General features: G+C 71.0%; 16 protein-coding genes, 1 tRNA gene and 1 riboswitch. Of the genes, 11 read left to right on the forward strand and 6 right to left on the reverse strand.

The window, feature by feature from the left end; genetic code table 11:
* Positions 1 to 2 precede the first annotated feature (2 nt).
* From ACZ48Y_RS09810 to ACZ48Y_RS09825, 4 genes are read right to left on the reverse strand one after another with little or no spacing between them, the layout of a single operon-like run.
* Positions 3 to 2,666: a GspE/PulE family protein gene (locus ACZ48Y_RS09810; protein WP_464740837.1), complete on the reverse strand. Its 2,664-nt coding sequence runs from the start codon at positions 2,664 to 2,666 to the stop codon at positions 3 to 5.
* 8 nt (positions 2,667 to 2,674) lie between these two features.
* Complete coding sequence (locus tag ACZ48Y_RS09815; protein WP_464740839.1) at positions 2,675 to 3,157, reverse strand: YqeG family HAD IIIA-type phosphatase; 483 nt, start codon at positions 3,155 to 3,157, stop codon at positions 2,675 to 2,677.
* Entirely contained in the window at positions 3,147 to 3,869 is a 723-nt protein-coding gene (gene pgeF, locus ACZ48Y_RS09820) for a peptidoglycan editing factor PgeF (protein ID WP_464740841.1), read from the reverse strand. The genes ACZ48Y_RS09815 and pgeF overlap by 11 nt, the downstream gene beginning before the upstream one ends.
* Before the next feature lies 1 nt (position 3,870).
* Entirely contained in the window at positions 3,871 to 4,635 is a 765-nt protein-coding gene (locus ACZ48Y_RS09825; protein WP_464740843.1) for an enoyl-CoA hydratase/isomerase family protein, read from the reverse strand.
* A gap of 17 nt (positions 4,636 to 4,652) precedes the next feature.
* On the opposite strand from ACZ48Y_RS09825, the gene ACZ48Y_RS09830 reads away from it, so the two are divergent.
* Positions 4,653 to 4,913 (forward strand): hypothetical protein, encoded by a 261-nt coding sequence (locus ACZ48Y_RS09830; RefSeq protein WP_464740845.1) that lies wholly within the window; start codon positions 4,653 to 4,655, stop codon positions 4,911 to 4,913.
* Here ACZ48Y_RS09830 and ACZ48Y_RS09835 read toward each other — a convergent pair.
* A complete protein-coding gene (locus tag ACZ48Y_RS09835; RefSeq protein WP_464740847.1) occupies positions 4,910 to 7,084 on the reverse strand; it encodes a RelA/SpoT family protein in 2,175 nt (724 codons plus the stop codon). The genes ACZ48Y_RS09830 and ACZ48Y_RS09835 overlap by 4 nt on opposite strands.
* An 82-nt stretch (positions 7,085 to 7,166) precedes the next feature.
* Positions 7,167 to 7,254 (reverse strand) — tRNA-Leu (locus ACZ48Y_RS09840).
* Between the two features lie 103 nt (positions 7,255 to 7,357).
* Positions 7,358 to 7,498: riboswitch (cobalamin riboswitch) on the forward strand.
* Between the two features lie 130 nt (positions 7,499 to 7,628).
* On the opposite strand from ACZ48Y_RS09840, the gene ACZ48Y_RS09845 reads away from it, so the two are divergent.
* Genes ACZ48Y_RS09845 through ACZ48Y_RS09890 form a run of 10 tightly spaced genes read left to right on the forward strand, consistent with a single transcriptional unit; the run spans position 7,629 to position 16,563 of the window.
* Entirely contained in the window at positions 7,629 to 8,510 is an 882-nt protein-coding gene (locus ACZ48Y_RS09845; protein WP_464740849.1) for an ABC transporter substrate-binding protein, read from the forward strand.
* Positions 8,511 to 8,514: 4 nt separating this feature from the next.
* Positions 8,515 to 9,516: a FecCD family ABC transporter permease gene (locus ACZ48Y_RS09850; protein WP_464740851.1), complete on the forward strand. Its 1,002-nt coding sequence runs from the start codon at positions 8,515 to 8,517 to the stop codon at positions 9,514 to 9,516.
* Positions 9,503 to 10,252, forward strand: coding sequence for an ABC transporter ATP-binding protein (locus tag ACZ48Y_RS09855; RefSeq protein WP_464740853.1), 750 nt, complete (start codon positions 9,503 to 9,505; stop codon positions 10,250 to 10,252). Before ACZ48Y_RS09850 ends, ACZ48Y_RS09855 begins: the two co-directional genes overlap by 14 nt.
* The gene (locus tag ACZ48Y_RS09860) at positions 10,249 to 10,533 is read left to right on the forward strand and encodes a hypothetical protein (RefSeq protein ID WP_464740855.1); all 285 of its coding nucleotides are present in this window, start codon (positions 10,249 to 10,251) and stop codon (positions 10,531 to 10,533) included. The genes ACZ48Y_RS09855 and ACZ48Y_RS09860 overlap by 4 nt, the downstream gene beginning before the upstream one ends.
* Positions 10,534 to 10,536: 3 nt before the next feature.
* The gene (gene cobO, locus ACZ48Y_RS09865; RefSeq protein ID WP_464740857.1) at positions 10,537 to 11,049 is read left to right on the forward strand and encodes a cob(I)yrinic acid a,c-diamide adenosyltransferase; all 513 of its coding nucleotides are present in this window, start codon (positions 10,537 to 10,539) and stop codon (positions 11,047 to 11,049) included.
* 3 nt (positions 11,050 to 11,052) lie between these two features.
* Positions 11,053 to 11,922 carry an adenosylcobinamide-phosphate synthase CbiB gene (gene cbiB, locus ACZ48Y_RS09870; RefSeq protein WP_464740859.1) on the forward strand — a complete coding sequence of 290 codons (870 nt, stop codon included), beginning with the start codon at positions 11,053 to 11,055 and terminating at the stop codon, positions 11,920 to 11,922.
* Positions 11,919 to 12,863, forward strand: a complete 945-nt coding sequence (locus ACZ48Y_RS09875; protein WP_464740861.1) for an aminotransferase class I/II-fold pyridoxal phosphate-dependent enzyme — start codon at positions 11,919 to 11,921, stop codon at positions 12,861 to 12,863. Before cbiB ends, ACZ48Y_RS09875 begins: the two co-directional genes overlap by 4 nt.
* Positions 12,856 to 14,823, forward strand: coding sequence for a cobyric acid synthase (locus ACZ48Y_RS09880; RefSeq protein WP_464740863.1), 1,968 nt, complete (start codon positions 12,856 to 12,858; stop codon positions 14,821 to 14,823). Before ACZ48Y_RS09875 ends, ACZ48Y_RS09880 begins: the two co-directional genes overlap by 8 nt.
* Positions 14,823 to 15,887: a nicotinate-nucleotide--dimethylbenzimidazole phosphoribosyltransferase gene (gene cobT / locus ACZ48Y_RS09885; protein ID WP_464740865.1), complete on the forward strand. Its 1,065-nt coding sequence runs from the start codon at positions 14,823 to 14,825 to the stop codon at positions 15,885 to 15,887. Before ACZ48Y_RS09880 ends, cobT begins: the two co-directional genes overlap by 1 nt.
* Positions 15,880 to 16,563, forward strand: coding sequence for an adenosylcobinamide-GDP ribazoletransferase (locus ACZ48Y_RS09890; RefSeq protein WP_464740867.1), 684 nt, complete (start codon positions 15,880 to 15,882; stop codon positions 16,561 to 16,563). Before cobT ends, ACZ48Y_RS09890 begins: the two co-directional genes overlap by 8 nt.
* Positions 16,564 to 16,598: the final 35 nt, after the last annotated feature.

Consider the following 16,598-nt stretch of genomic DNA (forward strand, 5'->3'; position numbering starts at 1 on the left):
CCTTACTCGATGGTGCGTGCCATCACCTCTTCCAGGGTGGTGATGCCCATCAGGGCCTTTTGAATGCCGTCCTCGCGCAAGGTCTTCATCCCCCGCTGGCGGGCCAGCGCCTTGATCTCGGTCGCCGATTTGCCCTCGACGATCGCGTGGCGAAGGGCGTCGTCGATCACCATCAGCTCGTGGATCGCGTAGCGCCCCTTGTAGCCGGTGCCGTTGCAGCGCTCGCAGCCCGCGCCCTTATAGAGCTTCGCTCCGTTCAGGTCCTCGACCTTGAGGTCCAAGCGGCGGAGCATCTCGGGGTCCGGCTCGACCTCGGTCTTGCAGTGCTCGCAGACCCGCCGCACCAGGCGCTGGGCCAGCACGCCGATCAGCGAGGCCGAGATGTTGAAGAGCTCGACACCCATCTCGTCGAGCCGGGTGACCGCCCCGGCGGCGTCGTTGGTGTGCAGGGTGGCGATCACCAAATGGCCGGTCAGCGCGGCCTCCACCGCGATCTTCGCAGTCTCCGTGTCGCGGATCTCGCCGACCATGATGATGTCCGGGTCCTGACGCAGGAACGAGCGCAGTGCCGCGGCGAAGTCCAACCCGGCCTGGGGGTTGACCTGGACCTGGTTGATCCCCGGGATCTCGTACTCCACCGGGTCCTCGACGGTCATCGTGTTCTTGTCCGGGGTGGAGATGCGCTTCAGGATCGAGAAGGTGGTGAACGACTTACCGGAGCCGGTGGGACCGGTGATCAAGAAGATCCCGTAGGGCTTGCTGATGACCTCCTTGAAGCGCTCGAGCACCCCCGGCAAAAACCCCAGCTGCTCGATCTCCGGGATCTCCGAGGCCTTGCGCAACAGGCGCATCACCGCCTTCTCGCCGTAGACCGTGGGGATCGTCGAGAGGCGCAGGTCGACGTCGATCGTGCGGTCCTTGAAGCGCACCCGGCCGTCCTGGGGGCGCCGCCGCTCGGCGATGTCCAGCTTGCCCATGACCTTGATGCGGGCGATGACCTGGTTCTTCACCGCCTTGGGCAGCCGGCTGTACTCGCGCAGCGCCCCGTCGACGCGGATCCGCACCAGCACGTGATCCTCCCGGGGTTCGACGTGGATGTCCGAGGCTTCCTGCAGGTAGGCGTCCCGGATCATCTTGTTGACCAGGCGGACGATCGCGTTGTCGTCGAGGGTGCTGCTCTCGACCTCGGCCTCCTCGTCCTGCCGCGCCTGCCGGGCCTCGAGCTCGCGGGTCAGCTCCGTGAGGTCGCCCCCCGTCCCGTAGTAGGACTCGATTAGCTTGACGATCTTCTCCTCGGAGGCCACCGCCGGACGGATGTCCTTGCCGGTGACGATCCGGAGGTCGTCGATGGCGAAGATGTCCCGGGGGTTCTTCATGAGCACGACGAGCGCCCCATCTTCCAGGTGATGCGGGAAGACGGTGTAGCGGCGTGCCGTCTGCTCCGGGACCAGCTCGGCCACCACCGGGTCCGGGGGGTTCTCGTCGGGGTCGATGTAGGGGTAGCCGTACTGCACCGCCAGGGACTGGGCGAGCATCTCCGGGCTGATCTTGCCCGACTGGACCAGGGTGTCCTCGAGACGCCCGCCCCCCTGCCGCTGCTGGCGCAGGGCCTCCTCGACGTCCTCCGGGGAGACGTAGCCGAGCTCGACCAGGATCTCCCCCAGGGGCCTCGTACGCCCCACCCGGCTTTGCACCGCCAGGGCCTCGGAGAGCTCCTCCCGCCCCAGCTTGTTGCCCTCGACGAGGAGCTCCCCGAGCCGAGGCTGGTCGGGGTAGGCGCGTTTGAAGAGCTTTTCCCACGCGCTCGGAGGGGTGAGCTGGGCCTCGATCGGCCGCTTGAGGACGCGCTCGACCTCCTTGAGGTAGCGGGGATCCGCGCTGACCACCCGCACTCGGCCGTTCTCCTCGGCGACGGGGATCGCCCGGTAGCGCTGGGCGTCGGAGCGCAAGAAGTAGCCGGCCACCGCCGGGTCGGGCTCGACCTTCTCGACGTCGGGGAGAAAGGCCAAGCCTTCTTTCTCGGCGAGCGCCTTATAGAGCGCGCGCTCGCTGAGCCAGCCCTGCTTCATCAGGATGCGGCCCAAAAGCTCGCCGGTCTTTTCCTGCTCGCGCAGCGCCTTTTCCAGCTGCTGCCGGGTGATCTGCCCCTGCTTGACCAGGAACTCCCCGAGGGCGCGTTCCTCGGCGTGGATGGCGTGGGGCCGCGGCGCGGCCTCCAGCCCCAGCTCCGGGTAGGCCTTGGCCAGCCGGAAGCGGAACGCGCTGGGCAGGGCCTGGTAGACCTCGACCTTCTTCCCGGTCAGCTCCTCGACCTCGTCCACCGCGCTGAGGTCCAGGGGATCGACGAAGGCCGCCCGCAGCGTGTCCCCTTCGACCCAAAACGGCAGCACCCCGAGGGCCTGAGCCTTTTCTGCGGGCAGAAGCTTGAGCACCTCGTCCGGGATCTCGAGGTTCTCCACCTCGACCAGAGGGATGCCGAAGTGCTCCTCGATCGCCTCGGCGATGCGCCGCTCGGAGATCAGGCCGAGCTCGAGGAGGTTGTCCGAAAGCCGACCGCCGACGCTGGCCTGGCGCTCCAGGGCCTGCTGCAGTTCCTCGTCCCCGAGCAGGCCACTCTCGATGAGGGCCGCGCCCAGGCGTTTGTCAGATAATGAGAGCGTGCTCATTTCAATCCTTACTCGCGAGGCAGGAAATGGGCTTCGAGGCGCCGCACCCAGCGCGTGTAGAAGAGGCCTTTCGAGCTCAACGGCCGCACGTAGACGGTATAGAAGTCTAGCAGGTTGCCCCCCAGGACATCAGTAAAAATCTGATCCCCGAAGACCGCAACCCCCGAACGGGGGGTCTTCAGCTGGGCCAGGGCCCAAATGAACCCGAAGGGGAGCGGTTTCGCCGCCAGGGAGAGGCCCTTAAGGCCGAGCTTGTTGGCCCAGCGCCGGGTGCGCCCGGGTTTGGCGTTGGTCAGTAAGACCGCAGGGATGCCCGCCTCCTTGAGCGCGGCGAGCCAGGTCTTGAGCTCCTCGGGGACCGGGCCCTCGTAGCCGTAGGGGATGAGGGTGTTGTCGAGGTCCAGGATCACCGCCGAAAGCCCCCGCTCGCGAAACCAGTCCGGGGTGGCTTCGGTGACGCACGAGAGCACCTCCTTGGGCCTAAAACGCATGCTGGATCACGCCCCACATGCGTCCGCTTTTGGGCCCCTGGCGGCGGTAGGAGAACCACCGCGCGTCCTCGATCGTGCAGGCCGAAAGCCGCCAGACCTGGAGGGGCGGCACCCCCGCCGCGTGGAGGCGGTCCGCGATCGCCGCCGCGAGGTCCAGGAGGAACCGGCCGGGTGCGTTGGGGTCGGGCCGCGCGTAAGCCGCGCCGACCGCGTCGACCACCTCCGGCCCCACCTGGTAGCAGCGCCCGCAGGCCCCGGGACCGATCGCGACCCGGACGCGCCGGGGGTGGGCGCCGAGCCCGGTCATCGCCGCCAGCGCGTTTTCCACCACCCCCGCCGCGGTCCCCCGCCAGCCGGCGTGGACCGCGGCGATCACCCGGGCCTCGGGATCCTCCAGGAGGATCGGGTAGCAGTCGGCGGCCGAGACGCTGAGCAAGAGCCCCGGGGTGCGGGTGACCGCGGCGTCGGCCTCGTAGACCCCGGGGCCAGCGGCGACCACCGCCTTCGCGCCGTGGACCTGGGCCAGGCGCACCAGGGGAGGGTTGCCGAAGGCCGAAAGCACCCGGCGCCGGTTCTCCGCGACCGCGGCCGGGTCGTCCCCCACCGAGAGGGAGAGGTTGAGGGAGGCGTAGGGGCCCTTGGAAACCCCGCCGGCGCGCTGGGTAAAGCCGTGGGGCGCATGTAGGTTCGGCGCCTGGATCAGGGGCACCATGCTAGAAGCGGGGGGGACGCTTTTCGAAGAAGGCCCGGACGCCCTCCTTCAAGGCGTCGGTCTGGCGGATCCAGGCGTTGGCCACGGCGGCGTGGCGGAAGCCCTCGTAGAGCCCCATTCCGGGAAGCTCGGCGAGGAGGGCCTTGGTCAGGGCCAGGGAGCTGGGGGCGTTCTCGGCCAGCGCCCTGGCCTTTGCGATCGCTGCCGGGAGGACCTCCTCCCTTGGCGCGAGCGCGTTGACCAGCCCCATCGCCCGGGCCTCTTGGGCCTCGACCAGGCGGGCGCTGAGCAAGAGGTCGCGGGCCGCCTTCTCCCCGACGTGGCGGACCAGCAGGACCGCGACCAGCGCCGGAACGAAGCCCAGCCGCGCCTCGGTGAAGCCGAGCTTGGCGTCCTCGGCCATCACCGCCAGGTCGCTGGCCAGGACGAGGCCCGCCCCGCCCGCCACCGCGTGGCCGTTGACCGCGGCGACGACCGGTTTTTTGAGGGTGTAGAGGGTCCAAAAGAGTTCAAGGAGGGCCTCCGAGTGCTGGAGGTTGGCCTCGGCCGGGGCCGACGCGACCCGTTCCAAAAAGGTCAGGTCCACCCCGGCGGAGAAGGCCGGGGGGGCGCCGGTGAGCACCAGCGCCCGCACCCCGGAATCCGCCTCGGCGGCCTTGAGGGCGGCGATCAGCGCCTCGGTCAGGGCCTCGGTCAGGGGGTTGCGCCGTTTCGGGTCGTCGAGGGTGAGGATCCGCACCCGATCCTGGTCTTCTTGCCTCAGCATGCCCTTAGGATAGGGGCATGAGCACGCTTGCAGAAAGGAAGCGCGAGGTCCAGGCGGCCCTCGAGGCCTACCGGGCCTGCCGCGCCCGCGAGGAGGCCGAGTACGGCGAGGCCTACGTCGAGGTCAAGGAGATGGAGGACGAGGGTCCGGCCCCGGACCCCTGCGGCTTGGTCTTCGAGCGGCTCCTGGGGGCGATCCGGGCCTACGAGGACGCGGGGGGCTCCCGCGAGGACTTCGACTTCGGAAAGGACCGGGAAAGGATCTTGCGCGCCCTCTAGGCGCGGGCCACGGTCTCGACCTCGGGGAGCTCGAGGATCCGCGCGCGGATGCGCTCGAGCTCCTCGTCGTCCTTGACCGTGAAGCGCACCTGGATGCGGGCCACGGTGCCGTTGGCCTGGGTGTCCGCGCCGAGCACCGACTTGCCCATCCCGGCGAAGACGTCCATGACGTCGCGCAGGAGCCCGGCACGGTCGCTGGCGAAGATGCGCAGGAGGACCGGGTACTCCCCCTTGCCCTCGGTCCACTCCGCGGGGATCACCCGGGCCGGCTCCTGGGCCAGGAAGCGGCGCATGTTGGGGCAGTCGGCGCGGTGGATCGTCACCCCGCGCCCGCGGGTGACGAAGCCCAGGATCGGCTCACCGCGCACCGGGCGGCAGCAGGCGGCGAGCTTGATCGGGGCCTTGAGGTCCTCCGCCAGCCGGATGGGCAGCTTGGTCTCCGGCGTGGCCTTGGGGGGCTTTGGCGGGGCCGGCTGGGCCTTGGGGTAGAGGACACGGGCCACCTGGGCGGCGCTGACCCGGCCGTGGGCCAGGGCCAGGTAGAGGTCCTCCGGCGAGGGGGGCAGCCTTAGGGCTCCGGCCGCGGCCTCGAGGTCCGACTCCTTGGGGCTCGGCAGGCCGCGCTTTTTCAGGTAGCGCTCGAGGAGGCGCCGGCCCTTTTCCAGCTCCTCCTGGCGCTCCTTTTGCCGGAAGAAGTGGCGGATCTTGCTGCGCGCCGAGCGGGTCTTGGCGAAGTTCAGCCAGTCCTTCGAGGGGTTCGGCTGCTTGCTGCCGGTGAGGATCTCCACCATGTCCCCGTTTTGCAGCTCGTAGGAGAAGGGGACGATGCGGTTGTTCACCCGGGCCCCGGTCATGCGGTGCCCGACCTCGGTGTGGATGTGGTAGGCGAAGTCCACCACCGTGGCCCCCCGGGGCAGGTTGATGACCTTGCCCTTGGGGGTGAAGACGAAGACCCGGCCCCCCAGGATCTCCCGGGTCACCGTCTCCACGAAGTCGCGGGAGGAGGAGAACTCCGCCTGCCACTCCTGGATGGCCTTCATCCAGCTCACGCGGCGCTCGATCTCGCGGGGGTCGGTCAGCCCCTCCTTGTAGAGCCAGTGGGCGGCGATCCCGTACTCCGCGAGGCGGTGCATCTCCAGGGTACGGATCTGGACCTCGAGCGGCGTCCCCTCCTCGACGATCACCGTGGTGTGCAGGCTCTGGTAGCCGTTGGGCTTGGGCATCGCCACGTAGTCCTTGATGCGCCCGGGGATCGGCTGCCAGAGCTGGTGCACGATGCCCAGGGTGTGGTAGCAGACCTGGGTGCCGAGCGCCGCCTCGTCGGTGGGTTCGAGGATGATGCGCAGCGCCAAGAGGTCGTAGATCTGCTCCAGGTTGCGCCCGTCGCGCTGCATCTTCTTCCAGATCGAGTAGAGGTGCTTGGTGCGGCCGGAGACCGAAAAGCGCTTGATCGAGCGCTTCAAGATGGGGTCCTTCTCGATCTCCCGGGAGACCCGGGCCTGGGCCCGCTCCACCACCTCCTGGCGGATCGCCCGGTGGGCCTCGAGCCGCTTTTTGAGCGCGGTGTACTCGGCGGGGTAGAGGTAGAAGAAGGCCAGGTCCTCGAGCTCGGTCTTGATGTGCCCGATCCCCAGGCGGTGCGCCAGGGGGGCGAAGATCTCCAGCGTCTCCTTGGCGATCCGCTTTTGCTTTTCCAGGGGCATGAACTTCAACGTGCGCATGTTGTGCAGCCGGTCGGCGAGCTTGACGATGACGATGCGCACGTCCTCGGTCATGGCGATGAACATCTGGCGCAGGTTCTCGGCCTGCTCGTCCTCGAACCCCTCGGCCATCTTGGGCAGCTTCGAGACCTTGGTCTCCCCCTCGACGATGCGCCGCACCCCGGGGCCGAAGGCGGCCTCGATCTCCTCGAAGGTGGCCTCGGTGTCCTCGACGGTGTCGTGCAAGAGCCCGGCGGCCAGGGTCTCGGCGTCCATCTTCAGCTCGGCGAGGATCTCCGTGACCGCCACCGGGTGGGTGATGTAGGGTTCGCCGCTCTTTCTCGTTTGGCCGGCGTGGGCGCGTTCGGCGAACGCCAGCGCCCGGCGCACCAGGTCGCGCTCGTCCTCCTGGAGGTAGGCGAGCTTCGGGGCGAGCCGGTTCCAGAGGGTGTCGAGGGTGACCGTGTCCATGACCGCGCGGCCGAAAAAGGCCGGTACATTTTAGTCTATCACCGAAAGCGATAAAGAAAAACCCCCCGTGACGGGGGATTCTTGGTGCCGGGAAGGGGACTTGAACCCCTACGGGCTTAGCGCCCACTAGCCCCTCAAGCTAGCGCGTCTACCAATTCCGCCATCCCGGCGTCCGACGCGCAGCACTCATCTTAGGAAGCGGGGTTTGGCTTGTCAAGCAAGGCCGATCGGTGTAGCGTGATGGCGTCGCCGCTAGGCGACGACAACCCGGCCGCCAGCACTGAGGCCCCTGGTGCCTTGGGCGCGTAGCCCAGGCTTAAAGTGGGGAAGTCCGGTGAGAGTCCGGCGCTGTCCCGCAACGGTAACCAGGCCCGACCTGGAAGCCCGAACACCTGCCAGGGGAGCTTGGGGCCCCCACCCCAAGCACCTCTCGCGGAAGAGGGGAAAGGGGGTGCATCGGTCATTGCTGCCCCCGCTTTCCTGCGGGGGCGTTCCCTTTCTCCGCCTCCACGCGCGCGGCCGGGATGAGATGGAGGTGGACGAGATGATCAAGAAGCTGTTCGGTGTGTTGCTGGCCCTAGGCCTCGCGCTCGCGACGTCCTACCCGCTGACGGTCACCGACGACCTCGGGCGCCAGGTGACGCTCCCCGCCGAGCCGGAGCGGATCGTGGTCATGCTCCCCTCGGCGACGGAGACGCTCTGCGCCATCGGCGCCTGCGAGAAGATCGTCGCCACCGACGACTACTCGGACTGGCCGGAGGCGGTGAAGGCCCTGCCCAAGGCGGGAGGGCTCTATAACCCCAACGTGGAGCTGATCGTCTCCCTCAAACCCGACCTGGTCATCGCCTCCAAGTACGGCAAGCTCGCCGAGCGCCTGGAGAAGGCCGGGATCGTGACCTACGCGATCAAGACCGAGACCTACGACGACATCTTCAAGAGCGCGCGAAAGCTCGGCCTGCTGGTCAACCGCGAGGCTCAAGCGGAGGCGTTGATCGCCCGGCTGCAAAAGGCGATCTTCGCTTTAGAGTCCAAGGCGGCCAAGGCCAAGACCCGCCCCAGCGTCTACTACGAGATCGACCCCACCCCCTACACGGTGGGCCCGGACTCCTTCATCGGGGTGCTGATCCAAAAGGCCCGGGGCCGAAACATCGTCCCCGCGTCGATGGGGCTCTTCCCCAAGATCAGCCCGGAGTTCGTGGTGGCCAAGAACCCCGAGGTCATCATCCTCGGCGATGCCCCCTACGGGGTGACGCTGGAGAAGGTCAAGGCCCGCCCCGGCTGGGATCGGATCCAGGCGATCCGGACCGGGCGCGTCTGCGAGCTCAAGAAAGACGAGGTCAACGTCGTCCACCGGCCGGGCCCGCGGGTGGCCGAGGGGCTTCGCGTCCTGATCCGCTGCATCCACCCCGAGGTGCTCAAGAGGTAGGCGCGTGCCGCGGCCCTGGATCTGGGCGGGGCTCTTTGCCCTCCTGTTGCTGGCGCTCTTTTTGGGCGTCGCGGTGGGGGCGGTCCCCCTTTCCGGGGCCGAGATCCTACGCGGCCTGCTCGATCCCGAGGCCTCCCCGATCGTCTTCTCGCTGCGCCTGCCCCGGGTCCTCGGGGCGATGCTGGTCGGGGCCGCGCTGGGGCTGTCCGGCGCGGCCTACCAGGGGCTCTTTCGCAACCCGCTCGCCGACCCCTACCTGATGGGCACCGCCGCCGGGGCGGCCTTCGGGGCCGCGCTGGGGCTGGACCTCGCCGGAACCCTGGCGCCGGCCTACGCCCAGTGGATCCGGGTGGACAGCGCTTGGTTGGTGCCCGCCTGCGCCTTTTTGGGGGCGTTGCTTGCGGTCTTCCTGGCGGTGGTGCTGGCGGGTGGGGTGGCCCGCACCCGCGACCTCATCCTGGCCGGGGTGGTGGTGGGGGCGGTGCTCACCGGGCTCACCACCTACCTGATGCTCAAGGACGCGGACCGGGTGCGGGCGGTCTTCGCCTACACCCTGGGCAACCTGGCCTTCCTCGGTTGGCCGGAGGTGGGACGGCTTGCGCTCTACCTGGCGCTCGGAGCCCCGCCCCTCTTGCTGCTCGCCCGGGCCCTGAACGCCCTGCAGCTCGGCGAGGGGGTGGCGCAGTCCCTGGGGTTGCCGCTCTTGTCCCTGAAGCTCCTGCTGATCGCCGCGGCCACCCTGGTCACCGCGGGGGCGGTGGCCGAGGCCGGGATCATCGGTTTCGTGGGCCTCGTCGTGCCCCACGCCCTGCGTCGGCTGGGGGGCGGGGACTACCGCTACCTGATGCCCGCCTCGGCGCTCGGAGGGGCGGTGCTCTTGGTCTTCGCCGACCTCCTGGCGCGGGTTTTGATCCGCCCCGCGGAGCTCCCGGTGGGGGTGGTCACGACCTTGCTCGGGGGGCCGTTCTTCCTCTACCTGCTCTGGAGGATGCGTGCTCAGGGCTGAGGGCCTCTCGCTGGTCTACGGGACGAGACGGGTGCTCGAGGCCGTCGACCTCCGGCTCGCCCCGGGGTCCTGGCTGGCCCTGCTCGGGCCCAACGGCTCGGGCAAGACCAGCCTGCTCAGGGCCCTGGTGGGGCTCGTCCCCTATCAGGGGCGGATCGAGCTCGACGGCACGCCGCTCTCGCGCCTTTCCAGCTGGGCCCGTGGCCGGGCGCTGGCCTACCTTCCCCAGGCCGCCCCGGTGCCCGAGGGGATGCGGGTGCGCGAGGTGGTGGCCCTGGGCCGGCTGCCCCACCAGGGGCTCTTGGGCGCCGAGGGCGTGGAGGATCGCTCGGCGGTGCGTTGGGCGATGGAGGTCACCGAGACCCTGGCCTTCGCCGACCGCTGGGTCGAGACCCTCTCCGGGGGGGAGCGCCAGCGGGTCATGCTGGCTCGGGCCCTCGCCGCCCGGCCCCGCTACCTCCTGCTCGACGAGCCCACCAACCACCTCGACCTCGACCACCAGGCGCGCTTGCTCAGCCTCTTGAAGCGCCTGCGCGAGGCGGGGATGGGCATCCTCACCGTGCTCCACGACCCCAACCACGCCCGGGCCGCCGACCGGGTGATGCTCCTCGACGCCGGTCGGGTCATCGCCGAGGGAGCCTTGGCCGAGCTCGTTCCCGCGCTCAAGGCGCTCTACCGGGGCCTTGCGGTCATCGAGACCGAGGCCGGCCCGATCGTGCTTCCGGAGGTGACATGATCGGATCGCTGCTCGCCACCTCGCGCCATCTCTGCCTGGACTTCGGGCGCGAGGTGCGCCTTTTTACCGAGTCCGGACCGAAGAAGGCGCGCTACGTCTGGATCGCCAGGCGGGACGAGGTCCGCCCCCCGCCCGGCCCCGCCCTCGTCTACCGGGTCGACGCGGATCCGCTGGAGTTCGTCCTCGAGGACGGGGCCCTGATCGTGGGCGGGGTCGCGGTCTTCTTCGAGGGACCGCCGCCCTACGTCTTCACCCCCTACTACGCCTGGCTGGAGGAGTAGCCGATGGGACGTTTTCTGATCATGACCGGCGAGGGCAAGGGCAAGTCCACCGCCGCCTTTGGCCTGGTGCTTCGGGCCTTTGGGCGGGGCTTGAACCCGATCGTCTTCCAGTTCATCAAGCGCCAGCAGGCCAACTACGGCGAGCACCGGGCGCTTCGCGCCCTGGGAGTGCCGGTCCAGGCGCTCGGCGACGGCTTCACCTGGCGCTCGAAGGACCTGGAGAAGACCGCCGAGCTGGCCCGCGCGGGCTGGGCCGAGGCCAAAAGGGCGCTTTTGTCCGGGGAACACCGCCTGGTGGTGCTCGACGAGTTCACCTACGTGCTCAACTTCGGCTGGGTGCCGCGGGAGGACGCCGAGGCGGCGATCCGCGGCCGTCCCGAAGGGGTGCACCTGGCGGTGACCGGGCGGGACGCGCCGGACTGGCTCGTCGCCCTCGCGGACACGGTCACCGAGATGAGGAAGGTCAAGCACGCCTTCGACGCTGGCGTGCCCGCGACCCGGGGGATCGAGCTCTGAGCCGTGGGGGCGGCGCTGGCGATCCTCCTGGACCGGCTCGGCGAACCGGCCAATCGCTTTCACCCGGTGGCCTGGTTCGGGGGGCTGGCGCGGGGGCTCGAGGCCCGCTTCTACCGCGACGCGATCGTTCCGGGGGCGCTGTTAGCCGGAGGGCTGGCGGCGCTCGCGTGGGGCCTCGGGGCGTTGCTCGAGGCCCTCGTGACCCGGCTCCCCGGGCCTTGGGCCTGGGCGCTCTTGGGGGTCTGCCTGAAGCCCGCCCTGGCCCTGCGGGCGTTGCTCTTGGAGGTGGCCGCGGTGGAGGCCGCGCTCATCCAGGACCTGGATGCGGGGCGGGCCCGGCTTGCCCGGATCGTGAGCCGCGAGACCCGGACCTTGAGCCCGACGCAGGTGCGCATGGCGGCGCTCGAGTCCCTTTCCGAGAACCTCTCCGATGCCTTCGTCGCGCCGCTTTTCTACTACCTGCTCTTGGGCCTCCCCGGGGCCTACCTCTACCGCGCGGTGAACACCCTGGACGCGCTTTGGGGGTATCGCGATCCCCGCTACCGGCGCTTCGGGCGCGTCGCCGCCCGGTTCGACGACCTCTTGAACCTGATCCCGGCCCGGATTACCGGCCTTGCGCTCGCCGCCGGCCGGCCCCTTGCCGCGCTTTTCCGGGAGGCCCAGCGCACCCCTTCCCCCAACGCCGGCTGGCCGATGGCCGCGCTGGCGCTGGCCCTGGGGCTGCGCTTGGAAAAGCCCGGGGTCTACGTCTTGAACCCCTCGGGCCGGCCCCCTGCCGCCGCAGACGTCGGGGCCGCGCTCCGCAGGGTGGCCCGGACCGGCTACGCCTTGGGGCTGGCGCTGGCCCTCTTGGCCTGGGGGGTGGGGCGGTGAGGGTCCACGGGGGGCCCGACGGGGGCCTCCCCCCGCGGTACGACTTCTCCAGCAACCAAAGTGCCCTGGGCCCGCCGCGCCACCTCCGCCGCGCCCTGGCCCGGGCGCCCTTCGGGCGCTATCCCGATCCCGCCTACCGGCGGCTCACCGCCCGTCTCGGTGGGGACGGGGTGGTGCTCGGGGCCGGGACCAGCGAGCTGATCCACCGCCTGGTCGCGGCGGTCGGAGGACCGGTCGCGGTCCTCGCGCCGACCTTCGGGGAGTACGCGCTGGCCGCGCGGGCGCGGGGGTACGCGGTCCTCGAGGCCACGGACGGGGCTTCGTTCTTGGAGGCCCTCTCCCAGGCCCGGCTCGGGTTCTTGGCGAGCCCCAACAATCCCGACGGGCAGATTCACGACCCGGACCTGCTCACCCGGGCCGCGGGGCTCGGGGCGACGCTGGTCTTGGACCTGGCCTACGCCCCGCTCGCCGAGGGACCGGTCTTCGTCCCGCCCGGGGCGGTGCGGCTCTTTTCCCCCAACAAGGCCCTCGGCCTCACCGGGGTGCGGATGGGGTACGCCCGGGTGCCCGATCCCGAGCTTCGCGCGCGCCTCGAGGCCCTCGCCCCGTCCTGGGTGCTGGGGGCGGCGGGGGTGGTCGGGCTCTGGCACTGGGCGAGCCCGCAAACCCAGCGCTGGGTGCGCCGCACCCGCCGGCGGCTTTGGGCCTGGCGGCGGCGGCTGGCCCGGCGGCTTTTGGCGCGGGGCATTCCGGTGCGGGAGGGGCGGGCCAACTTCCTCATGGCCCGGCTCGGTCCCGGGGTTGCCGAGGGGCTCCGCGCGGGTGGGATCCGGGTGCGGGACCTCTCGGAGAAGGGCCTTTTTGGCTGGGTGCGGCTTTCCGCCCAGCCCCCTGCTGCCCAGGAGGCGTTGCTTTCGGCCCTGGAGGCGCGCGATGGCTAGGGCGATCGCGGTCCTCGGCACCGGCTCGGGGGTGGGCAAGAGCCTGTTGGTGACCGCGCTCGCCCGCTGGTTTGCCCGCCAGGGGGTGGGGGTCGTGCCCTTCAAGGCCCAGAACATGTCGAACCACGCCCGGGTGGTGGCGGGCGGGGAGATCGGCGCCGCCCAGTACCACCAGGCCCTGGCGGCACGGCAGCGGCCCGAGGTCTGGATGAACCCCATCCTGCTCAAGCCCGAGGCCGAGACCAGGAGCCAGGTGGTGGTGCTGGGCAGGGTACGCCCGGAGCTGGCCGACATCCCCTGGAAGGCGCGCCGGCCCCACCTCTGGCCGGTGGTCGAGGAAAGCCTCAAGAAGGCCCAAAGCGCCGCCGACCTGGTCCTGATCGAGGGGGCGGGCAGCCCCGCGGAGATCAACCTGATGGGCGCCGACCTCACCAACCTCGCGGTGGCCCGGACCGCCGACGCAAACGTTCTGCTCGTCGCGGACATCGACAAGGGCGGGGCGTTCGCCCAGCTCTACGGCACCTGGGCGCTTGTGCCCGCCGAGGACCGGGCCCGGTTCAGGGCCTTCGTGCTCAACAAGTTTCGCGGCGACCCCGAGCTCCTGGCCCCGGCTCCGGACTGGCTCTGGCAAGCGACCGGGATGGCCCCGGCGGGGGTGATGCCCTACCTTTCCCACCGCCTCCCCGACGAGGACGCCCCGTTTCTCGGGAGCGTGGCCCACGCCGATCCCCGGGTCGCGGTCGTCGCCTACCCCTACGCCTCGAACCTCGACGAGTTCTGGCCGCTCGACGCGGCCCTCGGCGTGCGCCTGGCGCGGCGCCCGGAGGCCCTTTTAGGAGCGCGGCTCATCGTCCTTCCCGGGGCCAAGAACGTGGGGGCCGCGGCGGACTGGCTCTGGGCCTCGGGAATGGGGGCCGCGGTCAAGGCGGCGGCCGCCCGGGGGGTGCCGGTGCTCGGGGTCTGCGGGGGGCTCCAGCTCCTCGGGGAGGCGATCTTGGACCCCGGCGGCGTCGAGTTCGGCGGCGAGCGCCGGGGGCTGGGCCTCCTACCGCTGGTGACCGAGCTCGCGCGCGACAAGGTGGTGCGCCGCAAACCGGTGCGCTTTTTCGAGCTCGAGGGGTTCTTCGCCCCGCTCAGCGGGCAAGAGGCCGAGGGCTACGAGATCCACCACGGCCACACTCATACGACCGCCGAGGTCCGGGAGGTGCTGCCGGAGGGGCTCGGCTTTCAAAAAGGGTCGGTCCTCGGCGTCTACCTGCACGGCCTCTTCGAGGATCCGTCGGTGCAGCGGGCGCTCTTCGGCCGGGCGGTGGAGGGGCTCGAGGCCACCTACGAGGCCCTGGCCGACGCGGTCGACGCCCACCTCGACGGGGAGCTCCTGTTGGAGCTTGCGGGCCTCAAGCCCCCTACCCGGAGGCCCCCGCCCGCCCGCTACCTCCTCCTGGGCGGGGCGAGGAGCGGCAAGAGCCGGCGCGCGATGGACCTGGCCCGGCGGCTCGGCGGGGACCGGGTGACCTACGTGGTCACCGCCCGGCCCACCGACCCCGAGATGCGCGCGCGCGTCCTTCGCCACCGCCAGGAGCGCCCCGCCGCCTGGGAGACGATCGAGGCCCCGAGGCGCCCGGCGGAGGCGATCCAAAAGGCGTCCGCCCCGGTGGTGGTGCTCGACTGCGTCACCGTCTGGCTGGCCAACGCCCTCCTCGAGGCGGGGGAGGCCGCCGCCGAGGCCGAGCTCACGGCCCTCGTCGCGGCGGTAAAGGCCAGCCGGAAGACGCTGATCTTGGTGAGCAACGAGGTGGGGATGGGCGTGGTGCCGCCGGCGGCGCTCGGCCGCCGCTTTCGCGACCTGCAGGGCCGGGCGAACCAGCGCCTGGCCGAGGTTGCGAATCACGTCTGCCTGGTCGTTGCGGGGCGGGCCCTGACGCTCAAGGGGGTCTGCCCGGAGGAAGGAGGAGGATGATGTTCGAGAAGAAGGTGCACCCCATCGACGAGGCCGCCCTGGCCCGGGCCCGGGCCAGGCTGGACCGCCTGACCAAGCCCCCGGGCTCGCTCGGCTTCTTGGAGGACGTGGCCGCGCGCCTCGCCGCGATCCAGGGGACCGAGCGTCCCGAGCTCGGTCCCGGCGCGGTGGTCGTCGCCGCCGCCGATCACGGCGTGGCCCGGGACGGGGTCTCCGCCTACCCTCCGGAGGTGACCCATCAGATGGTCCTGAACTTCCTCGCCGGGGGGGCGGCGATCAATCAGATCGCAAGGAGCGCCGACGCTCGCGTGCTGGTGCTCGACGTCGGGGTGGCCGGCCCCGCGTTTCCCGATCACCCCGCGCTGATCAAGGCCCGGGTGCGTCCGGGCACCGACTCCTTCACCAAGGCCCCGGCGATGACCGTCGCCGAGGCCGAGGCGGCGCTCTTGGCCGGGTATAAGGCGGGGCGGCGGGCGCTTTCCGAAGGGGCGACGCTGCTCGCCGCCGGGGACATGGGAATCGGCAACACCACCGCGGCGGCGGCGCTCACCGCGGCCCTGCTCGAGCTCCCAGCGGACGCGGTCGTCGGCCCGGGGACGGGGGTGGACGCGGCGGGCCTGGCCAAAAAGCGCGCGGTCGTCGAGGCCGCCCTGGCGCGGGCCGAGGCCCGCCTCGGGCGGCTCTCCCGGGCCGAGCCCCTGGCGGTCGCGGCCGAGCTCGGGGGCCTGGAGCTCCTCGCCGCCGCCGGCGTCCTGATCGCCGGGGCCGAGGCCGGGGTGCCGGTGGTCAGCGACGGCTTCCCGGTGACCGCCGGGGCCCTGATCGCGGTGCGGCTGGTGCCCGAGGTCCTGGGCTACCTCTTCGCCGGGCACCGCTCAAAGGAGCCGGGCCACACCCGCCAGCTCGAGGCGCTCGGGCTGCGCCCCCTGCTCGAGCTCGACCTGCGCCTGGGGGAGGGGACCGGGGCGGTCCTGGCCTTTCCCCTGTTGCGGGCGGCGGCCGCGGTGCTCTCGGGGATGGCCACCTTCGACGAGGCCGGGGTCAGCGAAGGAGGCGATGCTTAACGCCTTCCTTACCGCCATCGCCTTCCTCACCGTGCTCCCCGTCCCGGCGAAGGGAGGCGACCTGGCCCGGGCCGCGCCCTTCTTTCCGCTCGTCGGCTGGGGGATCGGTGGCGCGCTCTACCTGGCGGCCACCGCCTTTTCGGCGCTGCCCCCGGGGCTCCGGGCCGCGCTGCTCTTGGCCCTTTGGCTGGCGGTGACCGGGATGCTCCACCTCGACGGCCTCCTGGACGCCGCCGACGCCCTCCTCTACCCCGGCGACCGCGCCGCGAGGCAGCGCATCCTCGCCGATCCCCGCATCGGGAGCTTCGCCTTCGGCGTGGGGGTGGTCTTTCTCCTCCTCAAGTGGCAGGCGATCGGCAGCGCGGCGCCGCTGGCTTTGCTCCTCGCTCCGGTCGCCGGGCGGGGCTGGCTGCCCTTGCTCTTTCTCTTTCCCACGGCCCGGCCCCAGGGGCTCGGGGCCCGGGCCCGCGGCGGGGTTGCGGCCTGGGGGCTCGCCTTCTTGCTGCCGCTTTTCTGGCTTTCGCCCGGGCCGCTCCTTGCCGCCGGGCTGGGGGCGTTGGGGGTGGGTTGGCTGGGCCTGTCGCGGCTTGGCGGCCTCAGCGGGGACCTCTACGGCGCGGCGATCGAGCTCGCCGAGCTCGGCTTCCTCCTGGTCTACGTCCTCATGCCCAGCTGAGTCGCCCTCGGTGTTCGATGCGATCGTGGCATCTG

The sequence above is a fragment of the Rhabdothermus arcticus genome (assembly GCF_055382915.1).